The sequence below is a fragment of the Photorhabdus luminescens subsp. luminescens genome, assembly GCF_001083805.1.
GTDB classification, from domain to species: domain Bacteria; phylum Pseudomonadota; class Gammaproteobacteria; order Enterobacterales; family Enterobacteriaceae; genus Photorhabdus; species Photorhabdus luminescens.
Genome location: NZ_JXSK01000010.1, coordinates 1 through 18,201, shown reverse-complemented (window position 1 = coordinate 18,201; position 18,201 = coordinate 1). Strand labels below are relative to the sequence as shown.

Genomic DNA, 18,201 nt, shown 5'->3' with positions numbered 1-18,201 from the left:
CCTCCCATTATAATTATTTAATTTTTAATACTAAGCAGCGCAGACTACCACCACTCTTTAAGAATTCACTCATATCGCATTTAACCACATTATAACCATAATTATTTAATTGACGCTCTACCTCTATAGAACAATCATGCATGAAAATATCTTTACCTACTGGGATATTATTACAGGAAAATAATTCCCTAGCGTCATGTTCTGATATTGATATCCGACGTTCAAACGTTTCAATAATATAATCTTGGCTCTCTTTAGTAAATGCCTCTGGATAGTAAATAACCGTATCTTTGTCAATAAATGAGAATGCTAAAGCCACATGAAAGAAAGTCTTATCCTGAATATGCAGTTCACCTTTAACTTTAAGTTCTGGGTAGACTTTCTGAATGGTATTTATTGCTTCTTTATCTGAGCGAGGACCATAACCAAATATGATATCATTCTCCCAATAGATAACATCTCCAAGCCCTTCAAAATAGATACCTTCATCAACACGATGTATCTCGTAACCTAGATTTTCCAAATAATCAATATAATACTGACTTTCCCCTTGGCGTTCAGCGTGCCGGAAATTACTAGCAAGGAATTTATTATTATGTACCATGCCACAATCACCTGAGAATGTCATATCAGGCAAACCATTAACAGGATCGATAGTGCGAATAGTGATACCGCGTTCAGTCAGCCGTTCATAAAGAAAGTCCCATTGTTGTTGCGCCAACTCTTTATTAACTCTATTATTAGGGTCCATCCAATCATTAATAACGTATTCAATATCGTAAAAGTCAGGTTTACACATTAATAATTCTTTAATCATAATATTTGCCTCATCTTAGATTTAGCACTTTGCTTAGTATGAATATTAAATATTTTTGCAAATCCCTCCGCATCGTTTTGACTATATAAATGTCCACAATTATATATTGCTAAATTATCATCATAGATAGTCGCCTTTGAAGTACGGGAACAAACGTTGGCATATTTATAGCCTAATTCAAGCCTAATCTCACCATTGACATTCTGATTCATGCTATCAATAAAATGGTTTAAATGAGTTAATAAAGGATCATACCAAAGCCCAGAATAAACTAATTCAACCCATTTTTTATCGATTGTCTCTTTGAACCAATTCTCGTTACGATTACTACAGTAACATTCCAAATCACGATGAGCGGTAATTAAGATATGTGCAGCAGGTGATTGATAAATTGCGCGTGTTTTCAAACCGACAATGCCATCTTCAACAATATCAAAAATGCCAATTGACAGCTTTTTACCAATTTCATTTAATATTTCAATAATTTCATATAATGATTTCTTTTCACCATCGATCGATACCGGTATTCCATTCTCAAAACCTAATGACAACAATATTGGTTCAGTGGCCGATAATGCATGCTCAAATAATTTCTCTTTGACATCTTCAGGAATTAACATTTCTGGTTCTGCCAACGGACCACATTCGATACTTAATCCCCATATATTTTCACTGGTAGAATAAGGGTTATTACAACCAAATTCTTGAGGAATACCATAATTCATAGCATAATTATTTACGACACTTTCGTCGTATTTAAAATCTCTCAACGAAGCAATAGGTATTTTATTCAGAATTTCTATATTCATATCCATTCTGACTTGATCATTACCCCTAAATTGATGGGCAATATAATCAATATTGAGCTCATTAGCTACTTCAACTGCCGCCTCTGCAATCGCAGGCCGGGAAAGTGCAGCACTGAGAAAATAACCATTTTGATAAATAGCATTCGCTTTTATCGCTTTTGTAAGGAAGTGTTCAGCATATTGTGCTCGATAGTCTTTATAGATAAATTTATCAGCACCCGCAACCATGCATTCCAACTCAATATCTTCAATATCTCTTACCTGACCTTCATCAATATAAAGAGCAATCACCTCTTTATATTTAGATTTAAGACTCCTTATGATAAGAGGATTATAGAGGCGATTATAGTAAATCACCAAAACACGATCAGAACTCATTTAGTGTACACCCCATGTTTGTAATAATTTCTTCTAGTTCAGGTTCTGCTTTACTCTCCTCAACTAATTCTGAGAAATTATTTTCAAATAACCAAATATCATTATAAATTGTGTCGATATAACGTTCTCCACTATCAGGAATAATGACAACAATATTATCTCCAGGTTTAAAATCATCCAGGTGATTTAATGCTGCGCTTACCGCACAACCTCCCGTTCCACCAATTAAAATACCTTCATTTCTGGCTAATTTTCTTGCTATACGGAATGCATCAATATCTGCAACCTTCAAGGTGATATCAATGTTGCTACAATCCAGAATAGAAGGTATAAACGTCAGTCCCGCGCCTTGTACCAAATATTTTCCTGATTCACCACCGAAAATAACCGACCCTACAGGTTCAACACCATAAATTCGCACCTGTGGATTTTTCTCTTTCAAATAACGGGAAATCCCAGTAAGAGTTCCACAACTCCCTGCCGTCGCAAAACAAGCCGTCAAATTATTGCCAAAGGTTTCATACAACTCACGCCCCGTGGATTGATAATGCTCATCAGGATTAACTTGATTTTCAAATTGCATGGGACTAAACGCATTCGGATAGGCTTTGATAATCTCTTTAGTTAAATCAATGCGATATTTGACAGTATCCGTTCCCGCTTCAAATTCTGGCAGGAAAATAATTTCCGCACCAAATGCTTTTATTTTATCGCGTTTCGCTGCCGGCACCATGCGGTCCAAAACCGCAATAAATCGATAACCTTTAACCGCGCACGCCATTGCCAAACCAATTGCCGTATTACCCGATGATGGTTCAATAACCACCATTCCCGGTCTTAATTCTCCCTGAGCCTCAGCCCTTTCCAACATAGCAACTGCAATACGATCTTTAATACTCCCGCTGGGGTTAATATTCTCCATCTTGAGAAAGACATTAATACCTTTAGTATATCTACCATTCAACATAACTACTGGAGTATTACCTATAGTTTGTAATATGTTTTTACCAAGTTTCATACCCGCTTTATCCCTTATGTCTGGGTTAATATGAAGAACATATAATGATGACAAGGTATTTTTATTAACAAATAAGTCAATCAATTCAATATTTAATGCATCTATTAATTTATTAATGAAATCATTCACTTTATAAATAACTATGGAGAATAAATTTATTCCTATTAACAATAAGCATATCTATTTGTGTTCTCACACAAGGGTTAATTAACAAAAATTATAATTATAAAATTACACTTAAAAGTCTACTGTCAACTCTGACAGTTATATCAATAAAATCCAATATAAATTTTTGATATTATCATTTAATAATAAGGATATATATTATCATCATTAAATATTCTTATATAAAATCATATGAAATAAATTATCATTATGAAGAAAACAACAGCGGTTATATAAGAATATATTTTTAATTATTATGAAATAATCATGCATGTAATTAACTGGATTTATACGTAGATATATCAAAATATTCGATGAAAAATTCTCATATCACAAAAGAATTAACAATACCGATATTATCTAATAATAAAAAATACGAATCAGATTATTTACAGATAATAATCTGATAATGAATAATATTTTCAATATAAAAACGCAAAATCAACAATAATAAAGATCAACCAAAAGGCAATATTACAGAAGGATAGACAAGAGAAACCAGAATTCTATAAACCACAAAATAAGAGCAACAAATGTAAAATAAATCAGGTCACACTGCGAATTATCGACAAAAGCCTTATAGATTAACGAAAGAATGGTGCGTTGAAGCAATAAAAAACGCCAGCATTGCCAGCGTTTTTTACTTGTTAGCATCAGTTAATCAGAGATTAAGCTTCAGCAACAATGTTAACGTTCAATTTAGCGAATACATCGCTGTGTACCTGGAAGTTAACTTCGTGTTCACCAGTAGTACGCAGAACGCCATTAGGCAGACGAACTTCGCTCTTAGAGATTTCAACGCCTGCGGCAGTAACTGCATCAGCGATATCACGAGTACCGACAGAACCGAACAGTTTACCTTCGTCACCCGCTTTAGAAGCGATAGTAACGGAACCCAGTGCATTAATTTTCTCAGCGCGAGCTTCTGCTGCTGCCAGAACGTCAGCCAGTTTAGCTTCCAATTCAGCACGGCGAGCTTCGAAGAATTCAATGTTTTTCTTAGTTGCAGGAACAGCTTTGCCCTGCGGCACTAAGTAGTTACGGGCATAGCCCGGTTTAACGTTAACTTGATCACCCAGGCCACCCAGGTTTGCTACTTTATCAAGCAGAATAATTTGCATTACCTTATCCTCTCAGAGTCGTTAATGGACTGTGCCGATTACTGATGACGATCAGTGTAAGGCAACAAAGACAGGTAGCGCGCGCGCTTGATAGCACGAGCGAGCTGACGCTGGTATTTTGCACGGGTGCCAGTGATACGGCTTGGTACAATTTTACCACTCTCGGTGATGTAGTTTTTCAGCGTAGCGATGTCTTTATAATCAATCTCTTGAACGCCTTCCGCGGTGAAACGGCAGAACTTGCGACGACGGAAATAACGTGCCATTTGGCTAGTCTCCAGAATCTATCAATTCAATCTGCTCGGCATGAAGAACCAGTTTGTTAAGACCATTGCGACCTTGATGGCAACTAATGAATCCTGAAACGGTTAATCGACTGCCGACCGTTATACTGTGAGTTAAAACTTGTAACAATTGTCCGCTGGCAATAATGGGCATTCTGCACCATGCTTGCCTGCTCAGACCGGCTTCCTGCTGCTGTGAACGGTGCTCAAGCACAAACTGGCAATGAGGAATGCCGGCAGGACTGACTTTTCGAATGGGAACTTTGCACACTGTGCCAGAAAGCACCAAACGATTAGTTGTCACAGTTATTACTCTTCAGAATCCCCAGCTTCTTCAGCATCCATATTGGCGTCTTCCAGAGAGTAGTCGCGGTTGCGACGTTCATCTTTGGCTTTAACCATTGGAGATGCTTCAGTTACCGCGTGCTTAACGCGCATAATCATGCTGCGGATAACGGCATCGTTGAAGCGGAAGTTAGTTTCCAGCTCATCAATCACTTCCTGCGGCGCTTCAACGTTCATCAGAACATAGTGAGCTTTGTGCAGTTTATTGATTGGGTAAGCCAGTTGACGGCGGCCCCAGTCTTCCAGACGGTGAATCTGACCTTGCGCACTAGCGATAGTCGCACTGTAACGCTCGATCATGCCCGGAACCTGTTCGCTTTGGTCAGGATGGACCATAAAAACGATTTCGTAATGACGCATTAGAATTGCTCCTTACGGATTATTCAGCCTCCTGTCAGGGTCAACCGCGGCCCGTGGAGGCAAGGAACTTGTTTAAGTGCGGCTGAAAAATTGACGCGTAACTATACCTACCCTACATAAAAAACTCAAGGAATGAACAACGCAAAAGCATTTTTGTTTCATATGTGGGATAAGGGGTTATCACGAGCCGCGCTGACGTACCGCCTCAAATAGGCAAACTCCCGTGGCAACGGAGACATTCAACGATGAGACGGAACCCGCCATTGGAATGCTAATCAATTCATCACAGTGTTCGCGAGTCAGGCGACGCATACCTTCCCCTTCCGCCCCCATCACCAATGCCATAGGACCGGTTAGTTTGCTCTGATACAGCGTATGGTCAGCTTCGCCCGCTGTACCTACCACCCAAATATTGTACTCCTGCAATAAACGCAAAGTACGGGCAAGGTTGGTGACACGAACAAGAGGTACACTCTCCGCGGCACCACATGCCACTTTCTTCGCCGTGGCATTAAGCTGAGCCGAACGGTCACGGGGAACAATAACAGCATGTACGCCTGCTGCATCCGCGCTACGCAAGCAAGCCCCCACATTATGAGGGTCTGTCACACCATCAAGCACCAGTAAGAAAGGGGTTTCTGTTTGTGCCAATAAATCCGGCAGGTCGTTTTCTTGGTACTGACGCCCAGGCTTCACTTTAGCAATAATTCCCTGATGCACCGCACCTTCCGTTTGATTATCCAGCCACTGACGATTTGCCAGTTGGATAGTCATCCCGATACTTTCCAGCGTGTGAATCAATGGTGTCAGGCGGCGATCTTCACGTCCTTTCAGGACATAAACTTCAATAAAACGCTGAGGATCGCGCTCCAATAAAGCTTTAACGGCATGAATACCGTAGATAATTTCACTCATAATCTTCTTATTTTCACTGTTATACAGCACTGACAATACTGTGAGCCTATTGAATAAGCTCCATCTATTCAGGGGGAGATTAAAATATTCAGGCTATCCTGCTAATAGGATAGCCCTTTGATTATTTATCTGCGCTTTTCTTAGCCCGTTTGGCTTTGAATTTAGCGGCAATTTTCTGAGTCTTAGCAGAAAGCGTTTTACCCTTTTTCTTCTCCACTTTAGGTTTATCCGCTGATCTCTTTTTACGGACAGCGCCATCAAGCTCAGAGTGCATCTCTTTGCGATAACCACGCCCTGTTTTCTTACTATTTCCTCGTCCAGGTTCTACTTTTTTCGCTCTATCACGCGCTGTCTTGCCGACATTCCGGGCTTTTCGGGTGGTAGAAAGCAGCTTAAAGTCAATATTACGTTCATCCATATGAACCGCTTCCACACGAATTTCAACTTCATCCCCTAAGCGGAAAGTTTTACCCGAGTATTCACCCACTAAACGCTGACCGACATTATCGAAATGATAATAATCATTACTCAGTGTGGAAACATGCACCAAGCCGTCAATAAACAGATCATTCAAACGAACAAAGAAACCAAAACCCGTCACACTCGTGATAATCCCAGTAAAAGTATTGCCCACCTGATCCTGCATAAAATCACACTTAAGCCAATCGGCAACATCTCTCGTCGCTTCATCTGCGCGGCGCTCTGTCATGGAGCAGTGTTGGCCTAGTTGCAACATCTGTTCCATATCACTGTGCCATCCGCCGGTCGGTGTTCCACACTGCTCAACAATACCTTGCTGTTTCGCCAGCAGATATTTAATCGCTCGATGCAATACTAGATCAGGGTAACGGCGAATAGGTGAGGTAAAATGCGCATAAGAATTTAATGACAGACCGAAGTGCCCTCGGTTTTCCGGATCATAAATTGCCTGCTTCATTGAACGTAGCAATAAGGTTTGTAATAGCTCATGATCCGGGCGTTCAGCCACTTGATGCATCAGTTGCGCATAATCTTTTGGTGTTGGTTGCATGCCGCCAGGCAACGTCAATCCTAATTCGCCGAAAACCGAGCGCAGGTTAACAATGCTCTCTTCTTTTGGCCGATCATGAATACGGTACAGCACCGGCTCCCCGTTTTTTTCCACGAAGCGCGCCGCAGCAATATTCGCCAAAATCATACACTCTTCAATCAGCTTATGAGCATCATTACGAACAATCGGTTCAATTCGCTCGATACGACGTTCAGCATTAAAGATAAACTTCGCCTCTTCTGACTCAAACGAGATTGCGCCACGTTGCTCACGGGCATTTTCCAATGCCTGATACAACTCATGTAAATGCTCAATATGCTGAACCAGTGGCTTGTAGTGCTCACGCAGCTCCTCATCACCCTGCAATATACGCCATACTTTGGTATATGTCAGACGGGCGTGAGAATTCATGACAGCTTCGTAAAATTTATAAGATGATAATCGCCCCTGCGCTGAAACCGTCATCTCACACACCATACAAAGGCGATCAACCTGTGGATTCAGAGAACAGAGGCCATTAGAAAGCACCTCCGGCAACATGGGCACAACCTGAGATGGGAAGTAAACCGAATTACTCCGGTTACGTGCTTCGGTATCTAACGCCGTTTGTGGACGCACATAGTAACTGACATCCGCAATGGCAACCCATAAACGCCAACCACCGCTTCGCTTCCTTTCACAATAAACGGCATCATCAAAATCACGGGCATCTTCACCATCGATTGTCACCAACGGCAGCGCACGCAGATCAACACGGCCTTTTTTCGCCGATTCTGGTACCTGCTCATCCAAAGAAGCGACCTGGTTTTCCACTTGCGGCGGCCAACTGTGGGGAATTTCATGAGTACGCAGGGCAATCTCCACCGCCATGTTCGTTCCCATCTTTTCACCCAACACTTCAACAATTTTACCGACAGCTTTTGTGCGGCGCCCCGGGCGTGTAATCAACTCGACTACCACCACATTTCCCATGCGAGCGCCACCGCTTTCATCTTTCGGGATCAGGATATCAAAGCTTAAACGGCTATCATCCGGCACGACAAATCCCATACCAGAATCAAGAAAATAGCGACCAACAATCTGGCTGGCCTTAGGCACCAATACACGAACGATACGCGCTTCATTACGCCCTTTGCGATTCATAGATAATGGTTGCGCCAGCACAACATCACCATGAATCGCCATTTTTAGCTGCTCAGCAGAGAGATAAAAATCATCTTTGTGGCCTTCCGCTCGCAGAAAACCATAGCCATCTCTATGCCCAATAACGGTACCTTTCAATAAATCCAATCTTTCCGGCAAGGCATAACATTGGCGACGAGTGAAAACCAGTTGACCATCACGCTCCATTGCCCGTAAACGACGACGTAATGCTTCAATCTCCTCATCGTTAATCAGGTTCAACTCTCGTGCCAGTTCTTGGCGACTTACCGGTACAGTATGTTTAGCAATAATGTCTAAGATGTACTCACGGCTTGGAATAGGTGATTCGTATTTTTCTGCTTCGCGCCCTAAAAAAGGATCTTGTGACATGGCTGTTCCTCCGTTGTCATCAGCAGGCTGTTTGCGCCATTTCTTCATTCGGTCAGAAGCAGCTTATAAAGGGGGACATTATCTTCAATCATATCAGCTAAAGTATGCTTATCTAGCTCTTCTAAAAACCTTTCTATTGCCTGATTTAAGACTACCTTCAGGCGACACGCAGACGTGATATGGCAAGATTCCTGACTACAGTCAACCAACGATAATGGTTCAAGAGCGCGAACAACATCGCCAATTCTGATATCCTTCGCTGGCTTACCTAAACGGATACCGCCGTTTTTACCACGAACAGCATCCACTAATCCTAAGTGGCTCAATTGGTTAATGATTTTTACCATGTGGTTACGAGAAACACCATAAATATCAGTGACCTCAGAAATACTGGTCATCCGGCTTTGCGGTAAAGAAGCCATATAAATTAGCGCACGCAAGCCATAATCTGTAAAGCTCGTTAACTGCACATCAACCTCTGGATAATAAGATATAAATTAATATATCCGAGAACAAACTGAAAAAATAAGCACTTGTTCAACTTATATACCATGAATCGGCCAAAATCATGTTGATCTCCTAATCATTAAGCAAAAAAGACCACAACAAATAGCAAAAAACCGGGCTGAAAAGCCCGGCTTTACCTGATCATAGGTACCATCAGGCATCAAACGGATCACGCAGAATCATAGTTTCTGAACGATCCGGGCCTGTAGAAATAATATCAACCGGAACACCGGTCAGCTCTTCTACACGTTTGATATAGTTCAGTGCTGCCTGAGGCAATTTGCTATGCTCTTTCACACCGAAAGTGCTTTCATTCCAGCCAGGCATGGTCTCATAAACAGGTTCAATACCTTCCCAGTCATCCGCAGCCATAGGCGTAGTTTCAATCACGCTGCCATCAGGCATACGGTAACCAACGCAGATTTTCACTTCTTTCAAGCCATCCAGTACGTCCAATTTGGTCATACAGAAACCTGACAGTGAGTTGATCTGTACTGCACGACGGATAGCAATGATATCCAGCCAACCAGTACGGCGGCTACGCCCCGTCGTCGCACCAAACTCTTGGCCTTTTTCGCGCAAGTAACTGCCCGTTTCATCAAACAGCTCAGTTGGGAATGGACCCGCGCCGACACGAGTAGAGTATGCTTTTATGATCCCCAAAACATAATCAACATAGCATGGACCTAAACCAGAACCTGTTGCAACGCCACCCGCCGTAGTGTTGGAAGAGGTCACATACGGGTAGGTACCGTGGTCAATATCCAACAACGTGCCCTGTGCGCCTTCGAACATAACCAATTCACCTTTCTGAGTTGCTTTATACAACAAATCAGAAACATCGACGACCATATCCGTCAGAATATCGGCAACAGACATGATTTCATCCAGGGTTTTCTGGTAATCAACCGCCGGTTCTTTGTAGTAGTTAACCAGTTGGAAATTGTGATATTCGATAATTTCTTTCAGCTTAACTGCGAATGCTTCCTTATCAAACAAATCACCAACCCGCAGACCACGACGAGCAACTTTGTCTTCATACGCAGGACCAATACCGCGACCGGTTGTGCCAATTGCTTTTGCGCCACGCGCTTTTTCACGGGCATTATCCAATGCAACATGGTATGGCAGAATAAGTGGACAGGCTTCTGAAATGAGCAGACGCTCGCGAACAGGAACACCACGGGATTCTAACGCGTTCATCTCTTTCATCAGCGCATCAGGCGCTAATACGACGCCGTTTGCAATGATACTGATAACATTTTCACGCAGGATCCCTGATGGGATTAAGTGGAGAACGGTTTTTTCACCGTTGATAACCAGTGTATGACCAGCATTATGGCCCCCTTGATAACGAACAACATACTTAGCTCGTTCAGTCAGCAAGTCGACGATCTTGCCCTTGCCCTCGTCACCCCATTGGGTGCCCAATACGACAACGTTCTTACCCATTTCAAAATTCACTCGGTTGCTTAAAAATGGATTCTAACATCTCATCCCACACCTTTCAGTAATTTTTATCACATCCGTTATTTTTGTTGACCACCAGACATGACAAGGCCCGCCGGATGCGGGCCTGACTTATATACCCGTCGTCTTTCAAGTTGCCTCTTTGTTGGCTGCGCTCACTCACCCCAGTCACATAGTTATCTATGCTCCTGGGGATTCGCTCCCTTGCCGTCGCGACGCATCTTGAAATCCATAGGGTATAGATTCAGCATCTATTAGTGCTGAACCGCACGCTTTTCAGGCGCTTTCATATAGCGGAAGAAATCAGCTTCTGGACTTAATACCAAAACATCTTTCCCGTCTCCACTAAAGCTTTTCTCGTAAGCGCGTAAACTACGGATAAAGGCATAGAAATCCGGCGCTTGGCTGAATGCATCAGCAAACAGTTTAGCGGCTTCCGCATCACCAGAGCCACGCAAAGTAAGCGCTTCACGCTCCGCTTTTGCACGGATTTCAATAACCTGCTTATCTGCTGCTGCACGCAGTTTTTCTGCTTCTTCCAAACCTTGTGAACGATGACGACGAGCTACCGCTTCACGCTCAGCGCGCATACGCTGGTAAATCGCTTCTGAAACTTCCAATGGTAAATTGATTTGTTTGATACGCACATCAACAACTTCAATACCCAATGCCGCCATACTGTTCGGATTGATAGCAGGCTGTTTATCTGCCGTTTCTTGCTCTACACGAGCCGCCGCCGATGCAATAGCATCATCCGCTTCAGTTGTACTCGCTGTTTCCTTATCCGTTGTACCTTTGTTCAGCGCATCACGAACATCTGTGGTCAATTGACCACGGGAATCCGTTACAATACCACGCACATCCTTACGGCCAATTTCAGAACGCAGGCGGTCACTGAATTTACGCTTTAACAATACTTCTGCTTGAGAAATATCACCATTACCGGTTGCCAGATAATAACGGCTGAAATCGTTAATCCGCCATTTCAGGTAAGAATCAACTATCAGGTCCTTATTTTCACTGGTCAAGAAACGGTCGGCCTGAATATCCATCGTCTGAATACGAGCATCCAGGGTTTTCACTGTTTCAACAAAAGGTATTTTGAAATGTAGCCCTGGCTCATAAACAATCGGTTTATTTCCCGCATCACGCAGAACCTTGCCAAAACGCAGTACAATGCCACGCTGCCCTTCCTGCACAATAAATAGAGAGGCATAGAGAGCAACTAATACTGCGACAATAACAACGACTAATGATTTACGCATGATTATTATCTCCCTACCCTGATAATGTCATTACGCAGATTATCTGTTCGGTTATAATTCGCGCCCCGGCCTGAATTTGAAGGCAGAGTTGGACGAGTAACCCGCAGATCAGAAGCTACCGTATTATCTGATTGCACTGTTCCCTCTTTTTTAACACCAGAAGCATCGCCGCGTAACATTTGCTCTAATGGCAATACCAACAAATTATTGTTGTTATCATTAACAATAACTTTGCGGGTACGGCTCAACACTTTTTCCATTGTTTCAATGTACAGACGTTCACGGGTAATCTCAGGCGCCTCTTTATACCTAGGCAGCATTTTGGCAAAGCTTGCCACTTCCCCCTGCGCTTCCAATACTACACGAGCCTTATACGCTTTCGCCTCTTCAATGATACGTTGAGCATCACCTTTCGCACGCGGCAAGACTTCGTTCGAATAAGCCTCCGCTTCACGAATAGACTGCTGTTCATTTTCACGAGCAGCAATAACATCGTCAAAGGCAGCCTTAACTTCTTCCGGCGGGCGAGCAGCCTGGAAGTTAACATCCAACAAGGTTATTCCCATTCGATACGGAAGAATCGTCTTTTCCAACTCACGCTGAGTGTCATCACGGACAATCATACGGTTTGCCGTCAAAATTTTATCCATCGTATATTTACCAACAACACCACGTACCGCGCTATCCGTTGCTTGACGCAAGCTATTATCAGGACTTGTCACACTGTAAAGATAAGCGGCAGGCTCAGTCACACGATACTGCACGTTCATCTCCACGCGAACAACGCTTTCATCTGATGTCAGCATCACGCCGGCGGTTGCCAATTCACGAACAGATTCCACGTTAACTGGAACAACTTCATCAATGAATGTGGGTTTCCAGTTTAGACCTGGCTGCACAATATGGCTAAACTTACCCAAACGGGTAACAACACCACGTTCTGTTTCTTTAATCGTATAAAAACCGCTAGCGGCCCAGATCACGACGACAGCAACAGCGACAAGGCTAACAATACGCCCGCCAAATTTTGCCCCTTGGTCAGAACCATTACCGCCCTTGTTCCCACCAAAACCCCCGAGTTTACTGCTCAGCTTACGGAACAGATCGTCGAGATCAGATGCCCCACGGTTTCGACCACTTTTGTTCCCGCCGGAATTGCCGCTATTATTGCTGCTCCCCCACGGGTCGCGGTCTTGTCCGTTGTTCCCGGGCTGATTCCACGCCATGTTTTAGCTCCATTCTTTTATGATTGGTTTTTCAGGCCAAGAGTCTCTTATCAACAAGCCGACTCTCAATCACATAAGTTTTCTGATATTCACCTGATAGGCACATCAGACAACATAATCAAACAAATCCTGCTCTTGTTTGCATAGACGGCGCCAGTCAACAATCGGCATTCTCACTTCGATACCAACCTTACCGTCCTCTTCTATCCACTCTTTCTCTATTGCTTGCAGTTGATAGAAGCGGCTGCGTAAACGACCAGCTTCCGGCGGCAAACGCAATTCGTAATGTGCAATTTCACCCGAAAGACGCTCCGTTAACGCTTGTAACAATAACGGGATACCTTCACCAGTTTGCGCAGACAACCAAACTCTAACCGGTAAGTTATCTTCGTTGCGATCAATACGCGGCGTAAAGCTTTCCAGCATATCAATCTTATTCATCACCAATAGCACCGGAATTTGATGCGCTTCAATTTCTTCCAGTACGCTGTCAACAGCAGCAATATTTTCGTCAATGCGACTATCCGCAGCGTCAACAATATGCAGCAACAGTGTTGCCTGCCGAGTTTCTTGCAACGTCGCTTTAAATGCCGCCACCAGATCATGAGGCAGATGACGAATAAAGCCAACTGTATCAGCCAGTACTACCGTACCAACATCATTAACTTCAATCCGTCGCAACGTTGGGTCCAGCGTAGCGAACAATTGATCAGCCGCATAAACCTCAGCAGCCGTCATGCGATTAAACAAACTCGATTTACCAGCGTTGGTATATCCCACCAATGAAACCGTCGGTATATCCGCTTTATTTCGCGCTTGACGCCCCTGTTCGCGCTGTTTCTCAACCCGGCTCAGACGACTCAGGATCTGACGGATTTTATCCCGTAATAAACGCCGGTCCGTCTCAAGCTGCGTTTCCCCCGGCCCTCTCAGACCAATCCCACCTTTCTGACGTTCAAGGTGAGTCCATCCCCGGACAAGACGGGTAGAAAGATGACGTAACTGCGCCAACTCTACCTGTAACTTCCCTTCGTGAGTCCGCGCCCGTTGGGCAAAAATATCCAGAATCACGCCGGTGCGGTCGATAACTCGACACTGACAGAGCCGCTCAAGATTGCGTTCCTGTGCAGGGCTAAGCGCATGATTAAACAACACAACATCAGCACCACTAGCCTGCACCGCCTCAGCAATCTCTTCCGCCTTACCTTCTCCGACAAAATATTTCGGATGAGGGGCTTTCCTGCTCCCCGTGACAATTTGCACAGGAACTACACCAGCAGAAGTTACCAGTGATTCAAACTCACTGAGATTATCTGTGTCTTTATCCTGCGAGAAAAAAACATGCACCACAACGGCTTGTTCGCCGCCTTCATAACGTTCAAACAAAGGTGCGACCTCTCAGGCTGAGTAAAACGCTACAGGAAAAAACATAGGTAAAACCCCCTACCTATGTTTTTCTTCATTTTATTACTGCTCTCAAGCTTATTCAGCGCCATCACTTTCCTGTTGTGCTGCCGGAGCAGAAACGCCGCCAGAATGATAATTACCTACGCTCGCCCCTACACTCGTATTGCTACTGTGATGAGAAACTGGACGAGAAGGTACAACAGTAGAGATGGCATGTTTATAAACCATCTGGCTAACCGTATTCTTCAGTAAAATGACAAACTGGTCAAAAGATTCAATCTGACCCTGCAATTTGATGCCGTTGACCAAATAAATAGAAACCGGGACCCTTTCACGCCGCAATGCGTTCAGGAACGGATCTTGCAAAGATTGCCCCTTAGCCATTCTATATTTTCCTTATTTTGTTGTTTTTAACTAAGAACCTAAAGGTTCGAAAAAATGAACTACTCAAAAATTGCGCTTTGGTACTCATCAATTGTACACAATCAATAAACCTATGCACTAACAACCTGCATAACTGTGCTTAAAGCTTGCTCTGGTTGAGAACTATCCAACCAATGAGCCGACTTCCAACCTCTGAGCCAAGTTATCTGACGCTTTGCCAACTGGCGCGTCGCACAAATACCGCGATAAATCATTTCATCGTAGTCAATTTCGCCGGAAAGATAAGACCACATCTGACGATAACCAACACAACGAATAGAAGGTAAATCCACATGCAAATCATGACGAGCATAAAGTGCTTTAACTTCCTCTTCAAACCCTGATTCAAGCATTTGATGAAAACGCGCCTCAATACGTTGATGAAGGATCTCGCGTTTCACCGGCGCAATAGCAAATTGATGAACATGATAAGGCAGCGATTCTCCTGACAATTTAGTCAATTCAGTGAGAGTCTTACCCGAAATAAGAAAAACTTCCAGTGCCCGAGAAAGCCTCTGTGGATCATTAGGATGAATTCTTAACGCCGCCACAGGATCAATCTGCTGTAATTGCTGGTGCAATGCATCCCATCCCTGCTCTGCCGCTTGTTGTTCTATTTGCGCCCGAATAACGGGATCAGCAGAAGGCAAAGGCGATAAACCTTCAAGTAACGCCTTGAAATAGAGCATCGTTCCTCCAACCAACAGAGGAATACGACCAGAAGCGGTAATTTCTGACATTTCCTTCAATGCATCGCAACGGAAATCAGCCGCAGAATAAGGTTGAGAAGGGTCCAGAATATCGATTAAACGATGAGGCGCCAACGCTTGCTCTTCGGTTGTTGGTTTGGCGGTACCAATATCCATTCCACGATAAATCAGCGCAGAATCAACACTGACCAGTTCCACCGGAAGATGCTGGCGTAAAGCAATAGATAAAGCTGTTTTGCCTGAGGCCGTCGGCCCCATAACAAAAATTGCCGTTGGTAGATGTTGAGTTTTCTGATCACTCATGAGTAAGAGATGCCACCACTGCTTGTAAATCAATTAATTGTAATAGCCCATCTGGTGGAGATTTTACCAGTTGTGGGCAAAGACGCTCAACATCAGCTAATAACTGTACCGCCTGCGCAACATTCCACGTTTCATACTCACTGCCAATATGACGAGCAAGCCAAGTTACAACCTGTTCTGTCGATGCTGATGGCTGTTGTACTAAGTAACCTAGCAACTCAGGAATTAATTTAGGCAGATTTTGTTGACGTAATGGTAACGATACCGCACGTAGTGTCGCTTTTCCATGAGATACAGAGGCTTCAATACCAAAAGAACCCAATAAGTCACTATAACGATTTAAAGCGTCAGCTTCCTCTTTACTAAGAGCTAGTTTCAGCGGTATCAACAGCGGCTGTGATTTCAGCCCCAGCTCTGTTGGTGTTAACTGTGCTTGCCTTAACCAGCGTTCAGCTACTGGCAAAGATAACAACCCAATTCCCAATGGAGATTCAATCAGAGCATAGCACGTTGAATAGATGCTCAATACCTTACCAAAACTATGGCTGCTATTTTTAACCTGAACAGGAACAGAAGTCACCTTTTCTGCCATAACTGGAGCGGTTCTTGCCGGAAACAATTCTCTTTTTTCTTCCAGTTCAGGTACAGACTGCATCAATTTCTGATACACCTCACCCTGACGTTTCTGATAATGGTCTGCATGATATTGACGATTTTCACCACCGCGAGAGCCCCCTGCACTTCCTTTACTTGACAAAACCTCTTTTGGTGACGATGTTGCCGTGGGTATGGCATTGTTTTGCCGGGAAAAATGATTTTCCCCTGCTGATGGGCGGTTTTCCGGCTCCCATACCGGAGCAGGTTCACAGCAAGCCATATCCAATTCAGCGCCGCTTCCGCGCTGTTTTAATACGGCTGTTACACCCTGATAGATGAAATCATGTACCAAACGGGCTTGATGGAAGCGAACTTCATGCTTTGCGGGATGCACATTCACATCTACCTGATGCGGATCAACTTCCAAATATAAAACATAAGCAGGCTGCTGTTCTCCTCGGAGCAAATCTTGATAAGCCTGACGTATAGCATGATTAATTAAGCGATCACGCATCATGCGTCCGTTTACATAACAATATTGAATATCTCCACCCGCTTCAGCATTCATCGGGTCAACAACCCATCCTTTAATCGATAAATCGTCGTGCTGCCAAGAAAGAGAAAGCGCCCGTTGCATAAAAGCGGTACCACAAATAGAGGCCAACCGCCGCTCATACTGTGATTCATCTTTCGCTGGCCGGTATTGACGCATCAACTTACCGTTATGATGTAAGTTGATCAATACATCCAGACGCGCCAGTGCAATACGTCTGACAACTTCATCAATATGACCAAATTCCGTTTTTTCTGTTCGCAGAAATTTACGTCGCGCGGGTGTGTTATAAAACAGATCCAGCACTTCGACAGTACTGCCTACCGGATGTGCCGCCGGCTTCACCGTCACCGCCATATCCCGCCCTTCCGCATAGGCCTGCCAAGCTTCATGCTGTTCTTCCGTACGGGAAGTCAATGTCAGACGCGAAACTGAGCTGATACTCGCCAGCGCCTCCCCCCGGAATCCCATACTGATAATGGCTTCCAAATCATCAAGTGTGGCAATCTTACTGGTGGCATGACGCGCCAACGCTAGCGCAAGATCTTGATGGTTGATGCCACAGCCATTATCACGAACACGAATAAGTTTTACTCCACCGCGCTCAATTTCAATATCAATACGGCTAGCGCCAGCATCAAGGCTATTCTCCACCAACTCTTTTACTACTGATGCAGGGCGCTCTACGACTTCGCCAGCCGCAATTTGGTTTGCTAATTGAGGAGGTAGGATCTTAATCGCCATATTTAACCTTTACTTCTTTGCTGTTTTAGGGGCAGCCTGTAATGGATTCTCTAGAAAATAGTTACGCAATCCCCGATGGATAGCACTTGCCAGCTTATCCTGAAAATCATTGGAACCAAGTAACGCTTCTTCTGCCGAGTTACTGATAAATCCCGTTTCCACTAAAATTGAAGGGATATCCGGTGAACGTAACACACCTAAGCTGGCATGTTCTGGCGAAC

18 protein-coding genes are annotated in these 18,201 nt (G+C 43.8%); all 18 read right to left on the bottom strand.

The window, feature by feature from the left end; all coding sequences use genetic code 11:
• Nucleotides 1–13: 13 nt before the first annotated feature.
• Complete coding sequence (locus tag TI10_RS19815) at nt 14–817, bottom strand: dimethylarginine dimethylaminohydrolase family protein (protein ID WP_049585066.1); 804 nt, start codon at nt 815–817, stop codon at nt 14–16.
• Entirely contained in the window at nt 814–2,004 is a 1,191-nt protein-coding gene (argG, locus tag TI10_RS19810) for an argininosuccinate synthase (protein WP_049585065.1), read from the bottom strand. Before argG ends, TI10_RS19815 begins: the two co-directional genes overlap by 4 nt.
• Nucleotides 1,994–3,022 (bottom strand): PLP-dependent cysteine synthase family protein, encoded by a 1,029-nt coding sequence (locus TI10_RS19805; RefSeq protein WP_049585187.1) that lies wholly within the window; start codon nt 3,020–3,022, stop codon nt 1,994–1,996. The genes argG and TI10_RS19805 overlap by 11 nt, the downstream gene beginning before the upstream one ends.
• A gap of 833 nt (nt 3,023–3,855) precedes the next feature.
• Nucleotides 3,856–4,308, bottom strand: a complete 453-nt coding sequence (rplI, locus tag TI10_RS19800) for a 50S ribosomal protein L9 (RefSeq protein ID WP_049585064.1) — start codon at nt 4,306–4,308, stop codon at nt 3,856–3,858.
• A 38-nt stretch (nt 4,309–4,346) separates the two neighbouring features.
• Nucleotides 4,347–4,574 (bottom strand): 30S ribosomal protein S18, encoded by a 228-nt coding sequence (gene rpsR, locus TI10_RS19795; protein ID WP_000135199.1) that lies wholly within the window; start codon nt 4,572–4,574, stop codon nt 4,347–4,349.
• Between the two features lie 4 nt (nt 4,575–4,578).
• Nucleotides 4,579–4,896 (bottom strand): primosomal replication protein N, encoded by a 318-nt coding sequence (gene priB / locus TI10_RS19790; protein WP_049585063.1) that lies wholly within the window; start codon nt 4,894–4,896, stop codon nt 4,579–4,581.
• Nucleotides 4,897–4,901: 5 nt separating this feature from the next.
• Nucleotides 4,902–5,297 carry a 30S ribosomal protein S6 gene (rpsF, locus tag TI10_RS19785; protein ID WP_049585062.1) on the bottom strand — a complete coding sequence of 132 codons (396 nt, stop codon included), beginning with the start codon at nt 5,295–5,297 and terminating at the stop codon, nt 4,902–4,904.
• A gap of 180 nt (nt 5,298–5,477) precedes the next feature.
• A complete protein-coding gene (gene rlmB, locus TI10_RS19780) occupies nt 5,478–6,212 on the bottom strand; it encodes a 23S rRNA (guanosine(2251)-2'-O)-methyltransferase RlmB (protein WP_049585061.1) in 735 nt (244 codons plus the stop codon).
• A gap of 121 nt (nt 6,213–6,333) precedes the next feature.
• Complete coding sequence (rnr, locus tag TI10_RS19775; protein ID WP_049585186.1) at nt 6,334–8,775, bottom strand: ribonuclease R; 2,442 nt, start codon at nt 8,773–8,775, stop codon at nt 6,334–6,336.
• A 44-nt stretch (nt 8,776–8,819) separates the two neighbouring features.
• On the bottom strand, nt 8,820–9,245 hold the full coding sequence (nsrR, locus tag TI10_RS19770) for a nitric oxide-sensing transcriptional repressor NsrR (protein WP_049585060.1): 426 nt from the start codon (nt 9,243–9,245) through the stop codon (nt 8,820–8,822).
• A gap of 190 nt (nt 9,246–9,435) precedes the next feature.
• The gene (locus tag TI10_RS19765; RefSeq protein WP_049585185.1) at nt 9,436–10,734 is read right to left on the bottom strand and encodes an adenylosuccinate synthase; all 1,299 of its coding nucleotides are present in this window, start codon (nt 10,732–10,734) and stop codon (nt 9,436–9,438) included.
• A 272-nt stretch (nt 10,735–11,006) separates the two neighbouring features.
• Entirely contained in the window at nt 11,007–12,017 is a 1,011-nt protein-coding gene (gene hflC, locus TI10_RS19760; RefSeq protein WP_049585059.1) for a protease modulator HflC, read from the bottom strand.
• Between the two features lie 5 nt (nt 12,018–12,022).
• Complete coding sequence (gene hflK, locus TI10_RS19755; RefSeq protein WP_049585058.1) at nt 12,023–13,243, bottom strand: FtsH protease activity modulator HflK; 1,221 nt, start codon at nt 13,241–13,243, stop codon at nt 12,023–12,025.
• A gap of 105 nt (nt 13,244–13,348) precedes the next feature.
• Nucleotides 13,349–14,629, bottom strand: a complete 1,281-nt coding sequence (gene hflX, locus TI10_RS19750; RefSeq protein ID WP_049585057.1) for a ribosome rescue GTPase HflX — start codon at nt 14,627–14,629, stop codon at nt 13,349–13,351.
• Nucleotides 14,630–14,725: 96 nt separating this feature from the next.
• The gene (gene hfq, locus TI10_RS19745) at nt 14,726–15,034 is read right to left on the bottom strand and encodes an RNA chaperone Hfq (RefSeq protein ID WP_049585056.1); all 309 of its coding nucleotides are present in this window, start codon (nt 15,032–15,034) and stop codon (nt 14,726–14,728) included.
• Nucleotides 15,035–15,144: 110 nt separating this feature from the next.
• Nucleotides 15,145–16,086, bottom strand: a complete 942-nt coding sequence (miaA, locus tag TI10_RS19740; RefSeq protein WP_049585055.1) for a tRNA (adenosine(37)-N6)-dimethylallyltransferase MiaA — start codon at nt 16,084–16,086, stop codon at nt 15,145–15,147.
• The gene (gene mutL, locus TI10_RS19735) at nt 16,079–17,980 is read right to left on the bottom strand and encodes a DNA mismatch repair endonuclease MutL (RefSeq protein ID WP_049585054.1); all 1,902 of its coding nucleotides are present in this window, start codon (nt 17,978–17,980) and stop codon (nt 16,079–16,081) included. The genes miaA and mutL overlap by 8 nt, the downstream gene beginning before the upstream one ends.
• A gap of 9 nt (nt 17,981–17,989) precedes the next feature.
• Nucleotides 17,990–18,201: N-acetylmuramoyl-L-alanine amidase (locus tag TI10_RS19730; RefSeq protein WP_049585053.1), on the bottom strand; the 212-nt coding region annotated here is incomplete at its 5' end.